The organism is Rodentibacter ratti (assembly GCF_002000485.1).
In the GTDB taxonomy this organism is placed as follows: Bacteria; Pseudomonadota; Gammaproteobacteria; order Enterobacterales; family Pasteurellaceae; genus Rodentibacter; species Rodentibacter ratti.
This window is the reverse complement of the sequence record NZ_MLAJ01000007.1, coordinates 103,226-116,991: the sequence shown is the minus strand read 5'-3', so window position 1 is coordinate 116,991 and position 13,766 is coordinate 103,226. Positions and strand designations below refer to the sequence as shown.

General features: G+C 41.0%; 11 protein-coding genes and 1 riboswitch. Of the genes, 3 read left to right on the top strand and 8 right to left on the bottom strand.

The genetic code is table 11. The features are described from left to right. Nucleotides 1-20: 20 nt before the first annotated feature. Genes tenA through BKG94_RS07655 form a run of 4 tightly spaced genes read right to left on the bottom strand, consistent with a single transcriptional unit; the run spans nt 21 to nt 3,115 of the window. Nucleotides 21-668 (bottom strand): thiaminase II, encoded by a 648-nt coding sequence (gene tenA, locus BKG94_RS07670; RefSeq protein ID WP_077435900.1) that lies wholly within the window; start codon nt 666-668, stop codon nt 21-23. Between the two features lie 9 nt (nt 669-677). After that, on the bottom strand, nt 678-1,622 hold the full coding sequence (locus BKG94_RS07665; protein WP_077435898.1) for an ABC transporter substrate-binding protein: 945 nt from the start codon (nt 1,620-1,622) through the stop codon (nt 678-680). Nucleotides 1,623-1,634: 12 nt separating this feature from the next. Beyond that, nucleotides 1,635-2,387 (bottom strand): ABC transporter permease, encoded by a 753-nt coding sequence (locus tag BKG94_RS07660; RefSeq protein WP_077435896.1) that lies wholly within the window; start codon nt 2,385-2,387, stop codon nt 1,635-1,637. After that, nucleotides 2,384-3,115 carry an ABC transporter ATP-binding protein gene (locus tag BKG94_RS07655; RefSeq protein WP_077435894.1) on the bottom strand — a complete coding sequence of 244 codons (732 nt, stop codon included), beginning with the start codon at nt 3,113-3,115 and terminating at the stop codon, nt 2,384-2,386. Before BKG94_RS07655 ends, BKG94_RS07660 begins: the two co-directional genes overlap by 4 nt. Nucleotides 3,116-3,194: 79 nt before the next feature. Next, nucleotides 3,195-3,285, bottom strand: a riboswitch (TPP riboswitch). A gap of 164 nt (nt 3,286-3,449) precedes the next feature. On the opposite strand from BKG94_RS07655, the gene BKG94_RS07650 reads away from it, so the two are divergent. The 3 genes from BKG94_RS07650 (at nt 3,450) to BKG94_RS07640 (ending at nt 8,154) form a co-directional block, all read left to right on the top strand. After that, complete coding sequence (locus BKG94_RS07650) at nt 3,450-5,630, top strand: TonB-dependent receptor (protein WP_077435892.1); 2,181 nt, start codon at nt 3,450-3,452, stop codon at nt 5,628-5,630. Nucleotides 5,631-5,687: 57 nt separating this feature from the next. Further along, nucleotides 5,688-7,448, top strand: a complete 1,761-nt coding sequence (locus tag BKG94_RS07645; protein WP_077435890.1) for an ABC transporter ATP-binding protein/permease — start codon at nt 5,688-5,690, stop codon at nt 7,446-7,448. A gap of 265 nt (nt 7,449-7,713) precedes the next feature. Continuing rightward, entirely contained in the window at nt 7,714-8,154 is a 441-nt protein-coding gene (locus BKG94_RS07640) for a nuclear transport factor 2 family protein (RefSeq protein WP_077435888.1), read from the top strand. A gap of 83 nt (nt 8,155-8,237) precedes the next feature. On the opposite strand, the gene BKG94_RS07635 is transcribed toward BKG94_RS07640, so the two are convergent. From BKG94_RS07635 to BKG94_RS07620, 4 genes are all read right to left on the bottom strand, one after another. Beyond that, nucleotides 8,238-8,726: an RHS repeat domain-containing protein gene (locus BKG94_RS07635; RefSeq protein WP_077435886.1), complete on the bottom strand. Its 489-nt coding sequence runs from the start codon at nt 8,724-8,726 to the stop codon at nt 8,238-8,240. A gap of 109 nt (nt 8,727-8,835) precedes the next feature. Then, nucleotides 8,836-10,179 (bottom strand): replication-associated recombination protein A, encoded by a 1,344-nt coding sequence (locus tag BKG94_RS07630; protein ID WP_077435884.1) that lies wholly within the window; start codon nt 10,177-10,179, stop codon nt 8,836-8,838. 63 nt (nt 10,180-10,242) lie between these two features. Next, nucleotides 10,243-10,854: an outer membrane lipoprotein periplasmic chaperone LolA gene (gene lolA / locus BKG94_RS07625; RefSeq protein WP_077435924.1), complete on the bottom strand. Its 612-nt coding sequence runs from the start codon at nt 10,852-10,854 to the stop codon at nt 10,243-10,245. 117 nt (nt 10,855-10,971) lie between these two features. Then, the gene (locus BKG94_RS07620) at nt 10,972-13,764 is read right to left on the bottom strand and encodes a DNA translocase FtsK (RefSeq protein ID WP_077435882.1); all 2,793 of its coding nucleotides are present in this window, start codon (nt 13,762-13,764) and stop codon (nt 10,972-10,974) included. Nucleotides 13,765-13,766 lie beyond the last annotated feature (2 nt).

Here is a 13,766-nt window from a genome sequence, read left to right as displayed (position 1 = left end):
ATCGTCTCCTTTTTGAGTAGTTAAGATAAATCCAAGCCCATTTGCCAGAAATTGATTTCCATACGCGTTGCGGTGGTAAAAATATGCTGAATATGGGTAAGTTGATTTGAATTTAGTGGTTGACAAAGTGCGGTTAAAAAATCTGCCGTTTCTGTTGCGGATTGTTGAAACTCAGCACCGGCATAGGTTTCGATCCAAGACTGATAAGGATTATTCGCTAAGCGTGGATAATGCGTTGTGATATAGCGGGCGGCTTGGGCATACCCCACCGCACAAGGCGCAATAGCGGCATAAAGCTCGGCTAATCCCCCTGCCATTCCAACATCTAATAAATAGCGGGTGTAAGCCACACAAGCAGCACTTTCTTGTGTGTTTATCATCTCTTGTTCGCTTATTCCCCACTGGTTACAATAATTGAGGTGTAATTGAATTTCTTGGCTAAGAATATCCAACGTTCTGCGTGGTACAGCCATTTCTGCAAAATTTTTTGCCTTGAAAATACCCAACGCAAAAGCACGGCTATAATGGAAAAGATAGCGGTAATCTTGTTTCAGATAATGTTGAAAACAGCGTTTAGGTAATGTACCTTGAGCCAGTTGCCGCACAAATTGATGCTCAATATAGCGTTGCCAATAAGGTTGCGCACCTTCAATCAGTTTCGTAATCATTTTGCCACCTTATTGCAGTTCCAGTGCATAGGTTTCCAGCTCAGGCAAGGTTTTCACAAGCCCTTTTTGCTGTAAAAATTGCGCCATTTGTTGATAGCGATGACTATCTAATGCTCTTGGGCGCAGCGCTAGACGAGGTAAAGTGTCTTTCCAAGCCAAACGATTAAGTTCATTATTTAATTCATTCGGTTTGTAATCGACAAAGGCTTGCCATGCTTCTTTTTGATGATTGATGAGATAGACTGTTGCTTGCTCAAGCGCGGTCAAAAATGCCGAATATTTTGCAAAATCTAATTTGTCTTTATTCGCCACTACAATAAGTTCATCATAAGCTGGTACGCCCGATTCTTCAGGGTAAAAAGCTACGCCCTCTTGATTTTCTAAACGCAGTTGGTTTAATTCAAAATTACGAAAAGCCCCGATAACCGCATCGACCTGTCCCGTTAATAACGAGGGTGAAAGTGACCAATTCACATTCACCAACTCAATATCTTCCTTGGTAAGTTTCACGGAATGAAGCATCGTTTCTAATAACACATCTTCAAAACCACTCACCGAATACCCCACTTTCTTGCCTTTCAAATCTGCTAAGGTTTTAATGCCACTTTTTTGTAACGTCACCACGCTATTCAGTGGCGTTGAAACCAATGTCGCAATTCTTATTAGGGGTAAACCCTCCGCAACTTGTTGATAAAGTTGGGGTTGATAGTCAATGGCTAAATCCGCTTGCCCTGCTGCCACTAATTTAGGGGGAAGGGAAGGATCGGCTGGTTCAATAATTTCTACCTCCAAGCCGTTTTGTGCAAAAAAGCCTTTTTGCTGCGCCACAATAATGGCTGCGTGATCAGGATTGACATACCAATCTAATAGCAATGTCAGCTTCTCTTTGGCTAGCGCAGAAAAACTACTTGTTAATCCAATAATCACACTTAAATAACGAACTATTTTTTTCATTTGTGTCCCCTTTTATGATGAATGAATAGCGTTTCCCCAAGGAATAAATCGGCGTAATAGCCAATCAATACCAAAATACAAACAGAGGGATATGCCGACTAGAATCAGTAATGCCGCAAACATTAAATCGACCTGCATGCGCGCATTAGCATGAATCATTAAATAGCCCAAACCTTGTGAAGAGCCGATCCACTCTCCAACAACTGCTCCAATAGGCGCAACAGAAACGGCGATGCGAAATCCTGAGGCAAAAGCGGGTAATGCGGCAGGGAGCCGAACTTTAAGTAACAAGCGCAAGGGAGAAAGTTGGAAAGTATTGGCTAAATCCAGCCAAGTTTGTGGTGTATTGCGCAAACCATCGTAGCAGGCAGCGGTAACTGGAAAGTAAATAATCAATACGGACATCACAATTTTCGATGCCATTCCATAGCCAAACCACAACACCAACAATGGCGCAATAGCAAAAACGGGAATGGCTTGTGAAATCACCAAAATCGGTAACAATAACGTAGAAATTTTTCTTGAATATGCCAGCAGTAATGCCGAACTTAAACCACAAAAAAATCCCCCAAATAAACCTAACCCGATTTCAAGTAGTGTTATTTTTGTGTGTTGCCATAATAAATTAAGGTTAGAAATCAGTTGCAGCCCAACTGCTTGGGGTGAGGGTAAAACATAGTGGGGGAACGTGCCGATTACCACAATTAGTTGCCAGATCGATAACATAGCGATGCTAATCAGCATAGGTTTAAAGAGGCTTTTCATCTCTCCCCCTTAGCTGATAATGCTTGCAATAATTGTTGTTGCAATTCCCATAAATTTGCGTGATCAAATTCACGCGGTGCTTTTCCTGTGGGAATAAGCAGTTCAGACAAAGTTGCTGGCTGGTTCGGTTGTAATGAGCGTAAAACCAAAATACGCTGACTTAATCGTAAGGCTTCTTGTGGATCATGAGTAACCAACAACACCGTTTTTTCTTGCAACAATTCATACGCTAAATTTTGTAATTGATGGCGGTTAATAGCATCTAAGGCGGAAAAAGGTTCATCAAGTAAAATGAGATCGGCATTTTGCATTAAGGTACGTGCAAGTGCTACGCGTTGACGCTGCCCCCCCGAGAGCTGTGAACAAGCCTTATGCCGATGAGAAAACATTCCTACCTTATCTAGCAATAATTTGGCTTGTTCGGTCGTTTTTGCAGATTTTTGCCCAAATAAGACCGCGTGTAACTGCACGTTATCAACGATCGACAACCAAGGATAAAGTGTGTCTTTTTGTGGTAACCACGCTATGCGAACATTAGATTCAACATTGATCTGTCCTTGAGCCGAACCTTGAACATCAATACCAGCAATCAAACGCAACAACGTTGATTTACCCACGCCCGATGATCCCAATAAACTGACCCACTCTTTTTTATGAAGGGATAAATTAAGCCATTCAAATAATGTCTGATCACCAAAATTAAGGCTTAAATTCTGGATATGGAGCATCATTGCACCTCTCAAGCATTAACCAGAGATTTGCGCAGACAAAAATAAAAGAGAGAAAATAGAATGAGAAATGAAAGGATATTTTGGCATATTAGTTTCCTACGTCAGTGCTAACTGTTTCAGGTTCACGGGTATCATCTCAGCCACATGTGGCACCCCGACTAAATTTGATGAAAGTCTATACTGCTCTGGGAGAAAAAACAAGCAAAAGTGCGGTTATTTTTTGCAAAATCCCATTCAATGCCAAATGCAAATTATTTCTATTGAGCAAGGTAATTATTTTCGGTTATACTTGCGACTCTTTTTTATTATATTAATCTTAAGGAAAGCAAATATGATGTTTAGACACAACATTCTTTACACTGCGTTGTTTACTGGTGTATCTTTTTCAGCGTTGTCTGAAACGCAACCACAAACTGATGTCAGTTCTAATCCTACCGTTGTATTAGATCAAGTAAATGTTGTTACCGAGTTAGAAAAAGCCAAAGCCGCAGGTGAAAAACAAAAAGAAATTGTCAACCTTAGTTTGCTTGGTCGCCAAATCGCATTTACCGCGCCTATCTCAGTGGTTAATTACGATGAAAAAGCATTTGAAGATAAATCACCACGTAATGTTGTTGATGCTATTTCTAAAATCGATCCTTCGGTGATGAATTTTGGTGGTGAAACAAATACGCTTTCCGGTTTATATGTAAGAAATTTACAACTTGATATGCGTCAGGTTAGTGTGAATGGATTAGCCGGTTTATACTCAACTTATAACTCCCCGACTGCCGCTGTTTCTTCTGCCCAGTTAATTAAAGGCGCGTCTACAGCAACAACAGGAATGGATCCTGAAGGTTCTGCCGGAGCTTCAATGAATATCGAGACCAAGCGAGCAACTGATGATGCAATCAATAAGTTGGGTTTTGCTTGGTATAGTAACAATCGTTTAGAAGAAACTTTCGATTTCGGTCGCCGATTTGGTACGAATAACGAATGGGGTGTTCGAATAAATGGAAAATATCGTGATGGTGATACCCCACGTAGAGATTATGATGAACGTAATAAAGAATTTGCCATTGGTGCGGATTATCGCGGCGACAAACTACGGGTTGGCATAGATTATATGTATAGCAAACGGTCAACCCATGGTGGACGTGCACGTTTACAAGATATGCAAAACTTAACGTATAACATACCAAGTGCTCCTAGTGGTAAAACGAATTTAAATCCCCACTGGATTGGTCAAACCACCGAAGACCAAACTATCATGGGAACGTTTGAATATGACCTCCCTTACAATATGATGCTATCCGGTGGAATCGGTTATATGGAATCCCAATATTCAGGTGCTTTTGGTCAAATTACTCGAATTCAATCTAACGGTGATTTTGATATCACAGGTATCCGTGGAATTGATTTTCTCTCTCGTACAACGAGTGGTAACTTGAAATTACAAGGTGAATTAGAAACCGGCCCATTATTACATTCTTGGAATTTGGCATTTGATAATGTTATACGTGAACGAGATCATCATCAAAGCAGTCGCACAAACGGTAGAATATCAGGTGGGTCAATCTATCAACCTAGTTTTGGTGCATTGTCACCAAATAATCTCGATCTTACGGCAAATACCCAAGGAACGAATAATAAACTTACCGCTCGTAGCTTGGCTGTTTCCGATACCATGAGCATTTTTGATAATACTGTTCGTTTAACAATTGGTGGACGTTTCCAATGGATTAAACAATTAGATAAAACGACGGGAACAGAACTTAAATCGGATCGTTTCAGCCCAATGCTCGCATTAGCCTATGTGCCAAATCCAAATTTAGTCATTTACGGTAACTACTTGGAAGATCTTGAGCCGGGCAAAGCCGATCCAGATACCGGAGAAATGAATAGCCCTCGTGTGAGCCGCCAACTTGAATTAGGGGTTCGCAAAAATTGGAGCGAATTGCTAACCACCACATTAAGTATTTATGAAATCCGTCGTCCCGGCATTGTCCGTGGTCAAAAAAATTCGGCATTGGAAGCTATGTCCGGGAAAGAACAAGGTAAAGAACGCAACCGCGGTATTGAGTTCAATGCTTACGCAAACCTACTTGAAGGCACCTTACGACCATCACTTGGTTTCACCTATAACCAAGCAAAACTCATTAATTTTCCGACTTATGCGGACAAAATTGTCAACGGAATTCAGGTTACGAGTCCTCGCTGGATTGCAAAAGCTGCAATTGAATGGGATACCCCTTTCATTAAAAATTTAACACTAAATAGTGCTATTCAATACTATGGTAAGTCTTATCAGGATACTGCCGCAAACTACCGTTTACCTTCCTATACAACCGTGGACTTTGGTGCAAAATATATAGTGAAAGTCGGGGAAAAACAAAATGTAACCTTGCGAGCGGGTATTGAAAATGCCTTTAATAAACACTATTGGCAAGTACAACGTGGATTATATGATCGTAGCTTTGCGGTATTAGGTATGCCACGTACTTATTGGTTAAAAGCGGAATATTCATTCTAATTTACTACATATTATCAGGGCGAAACCATTTCGCCCTTTTTTCGTTTATGGAAATTTATGAACTGGCAAACCGAACTCAATAATAGTTTAAGCTGGATTTTGACCGCACTTTTCTGGGTGGTGATCTGTTTTACCCTCACGATGCTGGCACTCAAGCAAACCGCTTTCGGTAAGAAATTTTGGCGAATTACGGCACCGTCTATCACCAAGAAAAATCGAATTAAACTGATCGCCATACTGCTGTTGCTTTTCCTGATGATTTTGCTTGAAGTGCGTTTTAGTGTCCTAAATTCCTTTTTTTACAATGGCTTGTATAGCTCAATGCAAGAGCTGAATGCGGATAAATTTTGGTTCTTTGCGAAACTCAATGCCCTTTTAGTGCTTATTCAAGTATTACATGCCATTATTGATTATTTTTTGCGCCAAGTATTTGAAATTCGTTGGTTAGAAAGTCTTAATGGAATTTTAATCAAAGGTTGGCTGAAAAATAAAAACTATTACCGCCTCAAATACGAACGGGAACTCCCCGATAATATCGATCAGCGTATTGAACAAGATGCTCGGGAATTTATTACCAGCACCGTACAAATTGTGCGGGGAATGATAAATTCTGTGCTGACCACCATTGAATTTACCATTATTCTTTGGTCGCTTTCCGGTGTGTTAAACATCTTTGGCTTGAATATTGAAAAGGGCGTCGTGTTCTTTATTTATGCCTTTATTATTTTTGCCACCCTGATGTCCGTTTGGATTGGCTACCCACTGATAAAACTCAATTTTAACAAAGAAAAACTCCATGGTGATTATCGTTATTCCTTAATTCGTGTGCGTGATAATGCAGAAAGTATCGCCTTTTATCATGGCGAACCCAAAGAGCAAATTTTACTTAAAGGTAAATTCGCTCAAATTATTCATAACCGTTGGGCAATTGTACTCAAAATGCTGGGGTTAGATGGCTTTAATAACGGTGTAACCCGTTTTGCCAAACTCTTCCCCTTAATGCTACAAGCTCCACGCTTTTTTACTGGACAAATTAAACTGGGTGATATGCACCAAACGGTCCAAGCCTTTAATCGACTGATGACTGCTCTCTCTTTCTTCCGCTTGTTTTATGAAGAATTTACCCTCTACCAAGCACGCCTTAATCGTTTATATGGGTTTATCACAAAACTGGATGAATTAGATCACACCGAAATCAGCCAACCCTACCGATGTTCAAACCATGTGGCACTGAAAGATTTTGGTATAAAAGATGAACAAGGGCGTATTTTACTCAATAATATTAATATCACCCTAAAAAATGGTGATGCGTTGCTTATTCAAGGGGCATCAGGTACGGGTAAAACAACCCTACTCAAAGCCATTGCAGGAATCTATCCTTTCGAAACCATTGGCATTGCGGAACATCCTTGCATGGGAAGTCTATTCCTACCACAGCGACCTTATATGCCACAAGGTTCGTTACGTGAAGCCATTTGCTATCCGAATATTAATCCTCACCATTCTGAGCTGATTTCAACGATGACTGATTGCTGCTTAGAAAAATACATCAATGCCCTTGATGTAGAAAATGATTGGCAAGCGATTTTATCCCCCGGTGAATTACAACGTGTTGCATTCATTCGTATCCTGCTGACAAAACCCGATGTGGTGTTTTTAGATGAAACCACTTCGGCACTTGATGAAGACACTGAATATCAGCTTTATAAAACCATTAAAGAACGCTTGCCGAATATGATTATCCTCAGTATCGGACATCGCAACACCCTTCAACAATTCCACAATAAACAATTGAAATTGGAGGTTTGTATTGTATAGAGAAAAGTGCGGTTAAAATTGAAGATGTTTTAAAACATAAGCAAAATTAACCGCACTTACGCGTATAAAAAATTAAAAGGCACTCAATATGAATTAATCCGCCAACTCCATCATCTTTTGACGAATCCCCAACTCCCTTCAAATCCATTTCCAGCCTTTTATTATTTCACAATAAGAAAAAGTCTATTTCCAAATAACAGCCTAGTTTTAAGATATGGTTTCATTATAATGCAAAGCCTTTTTAATAGGATATGAAGGAATTTTTATGAAAAAAGCCATTTTAACAACCGCACTTTTCGCCTTTTCAACTACTTTATTTGCCTCAACACCGGAGCAAAACAAAGCGGCAGCACTTGATTTCTATGAAATGGTGTTTAACCAACATAAATTACAAGAAGCCAGTGATAAATATATCGGCAAAGAATATTTACAGCACAATCCAACCGTAGCAGATGGTAAACAAGCCTTTATTGACGCTTTTGCACCTTTTTTAAAAGCTCATCCAAAATCAAAAGCAACCGTAAAACGTGTATTGACTGACGGCGATCTGGTTGCCCTGCATGTGCATAGTCAGTTAAATGATGAAGATAGTGGTGAGGCGGTTGTAGATATTTTCCGTTTTGATAAAGAAGGCAAAATTGTGGAACATTGGGATGTGATTCAAGCCGTGCCGGAAAAAACGGAGAGCGGACGGAGTATGTTTTAAGAAAAATGCCTGGAGAGACAATCGCCCCTATCGCAAATTCTGTGTAAACACCTATTTCAACTTAACGGTGATCGTCTAGGCGATCACCAAAGCCAATCATAAATCGATTCATTGCCTATTTTATGCTCTATTTCCTGCACTAAATGCGAGCCGTCCCAAATAAATTCAACTTGGCTGTCCGCTAAAATCTTGCCATTTTCTAACCGCACTTTTGATGTTCGTCTGCCTAGAACATCATATTGATATTGCCATTCCTCTTTCATTTGATTTGGCTTTTGGATGATGGCTTTGATAAGTTGGTCCTTCACATCGTAGCGGTACGTCTGTATTTCCCCATTCTCCAATCTCCGTTCACTTAAATTGCCAAATTCATCATAGCGATAATGATTGCCTTGATATTCCGTGAGTTGGTTGTTTTCAATCCGTTGTGTTTCTTTCTCAATAAGGTTATGTGCCGGGTCAAAGTGGAATAATTCCTGTCCTGCAAGCTGTATTTGACCCAACTTGTCATAACGATAAGATGTTTTCCCTGTGCGTAAATCTTCGGTTTCAGTCAGGTTGCCTACCCGCATTTGATAAATACGTAGAACACCGGGATGTGATTCAAGCTATCCCAGAAAAAACAGAAAGTGGACGGAGTATGTTTTAAGAAAAATGCGTGGAAAACCAACCACACATTTTCTATTTATACCGTTTTTTCACCGCACTTTTATCTGCCTCACGCAATCGTTCCAGTTTTTCTTTAATTTGAATTTCCATTCCCCGATTTGTTGGGAAATAATACTGCGTATCCTTCAATTCTTCAGGGAAATAATTTTCACCGGCGGCATAAGCATTGGGTTCATCATGGGCATAACGATATTGTGCACCAAACCCAAGCTCTTTCATCAGATGAGTCGGTGCGTTGCGTAAATGAAGCGGCACATCGTAATCAGGCAAACTTTTGGCTTGTGCTTTTGCGGTATTGAACGCGGTATAAACCGCATTACTTTTAGGGGCAACGGCAAGATAAATAATGGCTTGAGCAATGGCACGCTCCCCTTCATAAGCCCCTACTCGGGTAAAACAATCCCAAGCCGCCAGTGCTACTTGCATGGCTCGGGGATCGGCATTTCCAATATCTTCCGAGGCAATGGCTAATAGCCGTCTTGCCACATAAAGCGGATCACCCCCTGCTGTTAAAATACGGGCGTACCAATACAATGCGGCATCCGGTGCTGATCCTCGGACAGACTTATGCAAGGCGGAAATCAGATCATAAAAGCGATCGCCCTGTTTATCAAAACGGGCTTGACGCTCGCCCAGTACGGTTTTGAGTAAAGTGCGGTCAATTTTCTTGCCGTTTTCCGTTTCATCTGCCATATCCACCATGAGTTCGAGGCAATTTAAAGCGAAACGGGCATCACCATTGGCATATTCGGCGAGAACCTGTAATAAATTCTCTTCTAAAATTAACCGCTCTTTTGCCAACCCTCGCAGCGGATCTTGTAATGCTTGCTTGAGCACTGATTCAATTTCATCAACGGTTAAAGATTTCAATACATACACCCTAGCACGGGAAAGCAAGGCGTTATTGAGTTCAAAAGAGGGATTCTCCGTTGTCGCACCGATAAAAATAATAGTGCCGTCTTCAATATGAGGGAGAAAGGCATCTTGCTGACTTTTGTTGAAGCGGTGAACTTCATCCACAAATAAAATAGTTTTTCGGGCAGCGAGACGATTTTGTTTGGCACGATCAATGGCATCACGTATTTCTTTTATTCCACCGGTCACCGCTGAAATACGTTCGACATCCGCATTAATTTGATTGGCTATAATTTCTGCTAATGTGGTTTTACCGGTACCGGGCGGCCCCCAAAAAATCATAGAATGAATATGCCCTGCTTGAATCACTTTGCGTAGCGGTTTACCTTCACCGATAAGATGTGATTGACCAAAATATTGATCGAGATTCGTCGGACGCATTCTGGCTGCAAGAGGACGAAAATCATTTTCCGAAAAATCAAAATCAAGATTATTAGCCATAAGTGGATTCCATTAGCGAATTTTAAAATAAAAATTGAGGGCGTAATCAATACGCCCTAAGCATTACTTTTTACGTTGATCGTCTAACTCAACGCCTTTTGGAGGACTAAATTGGAACAAATTATTCGGCAAACTTTGGTTGGTAATATTACGTAATACATAAAGGTTGGTTTGCCCGTCTTTTTCTGTGGTGCTGAAATTTCGCAATACACCATTGGCATCCACACGAATATCAAATTGTTTAATATTACTTTTTGTCGATTTAGGCTTTAATACAAAAGTATCTGCCTGTTGGCTCACCGAATATTGATTCCAATGGCTTTTATCATCACTGGTTAACAAAACAAAAGGCGTGTTATTTACCGCATCTTTCACCCATTGTGCCGTCACTTGTTGTACAAATGGATCGTAATACCAAAGGGTTTTGCCGTCTGCAATAATCTGGGTTTCTTGTGGCGATTTGGTATCCATTCTGAATAAATTCGGGCGTTTAATTTGAATTTTGCCGCTGCCCTGTTGAACATTTTTTCCCCCTGCCGAGGTGACGGTCTGGGAAAAATCGGCACTTAATACATTCACTTGGCTTAAACGTGATTGTAACTCGCTTGCTGCATCGGCAAACGCCGTATTGCTAAAGCCAATTAACCCCAATCCAAGTGCGGTCACAAAAAACATTGTTTTTTGAACGTTGGCTTTGCCAACGGCCTCATGAGAGGTGAACAAACGAGCGAGCGAGTTTGTGAATAATTTTAACGATGTTTTTTTCATTTTACTTTCCTTTTAAAGTAGAAATTAATAATCCGGTCGGCGTGCAAGAATTTCACGTTTACCATTTTGCATGGCACTTACAATGCCTTGTTCTTCCATTTGATCCATAATTCTGGCGGCGCGATTAAAGCCTACGCTAAATTTCCGTTGCAGGGCTGAAACGGAAGTCGTCCCGGTGGTTAATACAAATTCCATCACTTCATCAAACAATGGATCCAATTCTCCGCTGCTTCCGGCGGATTTTTCTGCATTTTCCTCTTCATCAGCGCCTTCCAAAATACCATCAATATAATCCGGTTTTCCACGGGCACGCCAATCATCGGCAATACGCACCACTTCATCATCACTCATAAATGCACCATGTACACGAATCAGATCAGATGATCCTTGCCCTGAATAAAGCATATCACCACGCCCTAATAAGGCTTCGGCACCACCCTGATCCAAAATCGTACGGGAATCAATTTTACTTGCCACGGTAAAGGCAATACGGCTCGGCACATTGGCTTTAATAAGACCGGTAATCACGTCAACAGACGGACGTTGGGTCGCTAAGATCAAATGAATCCCAATCGCCCGTGCTTTTTGAGCAAGGCGGGCAATAAATTCTTCGATTTGTTTCCCTGCCACCATCATGAGATCGGCAAATTCATCCACGATCACCACAATATAGCTTAATTTTTGCAATGCCGGCGGCATTTGATCCATGGTATCGCCCGGTTTCCAAATCGGATTCGGAATCGGCATCCCCATCTTTTCATACTCATCAATTTTTTCGTTAAACCCTTCAATATTCCGTACACGAAGAGCAGAAAGTAGCTGATAACGGCGTTCCATTTCATCCACACACCAACGTAACGCATTCGCCGCTTTTTTCATATCGGTGACAACCGGTGTGAGCAAATGCGGAATATCGTTATAAACGGAAAGCTCTACAACTTTCGGGTCGATCATAATAAATTTCACTTCTTCCGGTTGAACACGGAAAAGCAAACTAAGAATCATGGTATTCACGCCCACGGATTTACCGGAACCTGTTGAACCCGCCACCAGTAAATGAGGCATTTTTGCCAAATCCACCACAACAGGTTTACCGCTAATGTCTTTCCCCAATGCCATAGGTAAAAGTGCTTGAGAATCACGGAATTCATTACTGTCCAACACATCACGTAACGGCACAATTTGACGATGTGCATTCGGTGTTTCAATACCGATGTAAGGTTTGCCCGGGATCACTTCCGCCACACGAATAGAGCGGAACATCAAGGCACGAGCCAAATCCGTGTCAATATTTGTCACTTTTGAGGCTTTTACCCCTGGTTGTAATTCCAGTTCATAACGAGTGACCACCGGCCCCACAAGAACATCTTTTACTGTGGCTTTGACATTAAAATTACGAAGCTGTTGCTCAATGCGCTGTGAGGTTTCATGAATTTCCTCTCGGGTAATCTCTTGCGCTTGAGTCGGACGATATTCCAATAACGCCAAACTTGGTAATGGCGTGCTTGGTTTCTCACGTTTTGTGCTCGGTTGCTGGAATGCCGGATGAATCAGTGAATCACCATAAGGTTTATAAATCGGTGCCGCCTCTTTCTTCTCTTGAATGTCTTGAACGACTGTTTGCGGCTCTGTCAAAATAACTTTTAGTGCGTCTTCCGCATTTAAGGCTTTCGCTCGGGCTTCCATTTCTGCAAGACGCTGTTGCTCTTGTTCGGCAAATTGACGTGCCAAGTCATCCATGTCATCGTCTGTCTCGTCAGAAAGCACGGTCGATTTTTGCGAGGCAAGGGTTACTGTTGGCATTGTCGGTTCGTTTAATTCGGAAACAGTAGAAAAATCAACCGCACTTTGCTGTTCTTTAATATGATTTTGTTGGCGTGCCCCCTCCCAAGCCGGAATGCTTGTGTGAGTTGAAGTTTCGCCGTAAGTAGCAATGCTGACTTTTGGTAATTCATCGAAGGTTTCTGTTTTGAACGTATCAAAATTTTTGTTAAATTCAGATAGCGTTTGTTGACTATCTGAAGGCTTCTTCACCGATGGTGATAAACCACTGATATTGATCAGGGTTTCAGGTTGAACAAGAGGATTTGCAACTTCTTCATTTGTTGTTGAATGTATCTCTTCATTTTGAACCGATTCTTTCGTGCTATCCTTTTCCTTCATTACTAAAGGTTGCGGTTTTTGGATTACTATTTGTTCGAGATCTTCAACAGACTCTGTGGATTCTTCTATCTCTTGTTGAGCATCATTTTTCATAGTGAGCCAATTGTAAAAACGCATAATTAATCGAATCAGCGAGGCTCCCGAGCAGAAAATAAAACCAATAATAGCTAATCCCAAACCTGCAAGAATGCAACCGAACTTTCCTAAAGTCGGATAAAGAGAAATCACCAGGCTGCCGCCCAGTACACCACCGGATAAATAGTAATTGGTATTAGAAAGCAGCAAAGTTGCCATGATGCTTAGGCCAATTAATAATGTAATAAAGCCAAAACTACGCAAGGCAACTTTAGTTAGGGATAGAGAACGAACCGCTTTTGTTTTTAATAAAAATATAGGAACGAGAAAAATCAGAAAAGGCAGTAAATGTCCCACATATCCCAAAAAAACAAAGAAAGCATCAATTATCCATGCACCTAAAGCGCCGGCTTTATTAATCGTTTCACTTTGAAAACTGGCCGTTGACCAAGAATTATCTAAAGGTGTGTAACTAGACCATGCGACAATCAGGTATAGCCCCAAAAGTGTCGTTAAAGCTAAAATTAATTCACCGAGATATTGTTTCGGTGTAAATCGTTCAGTAATTCGTTTAATCATTT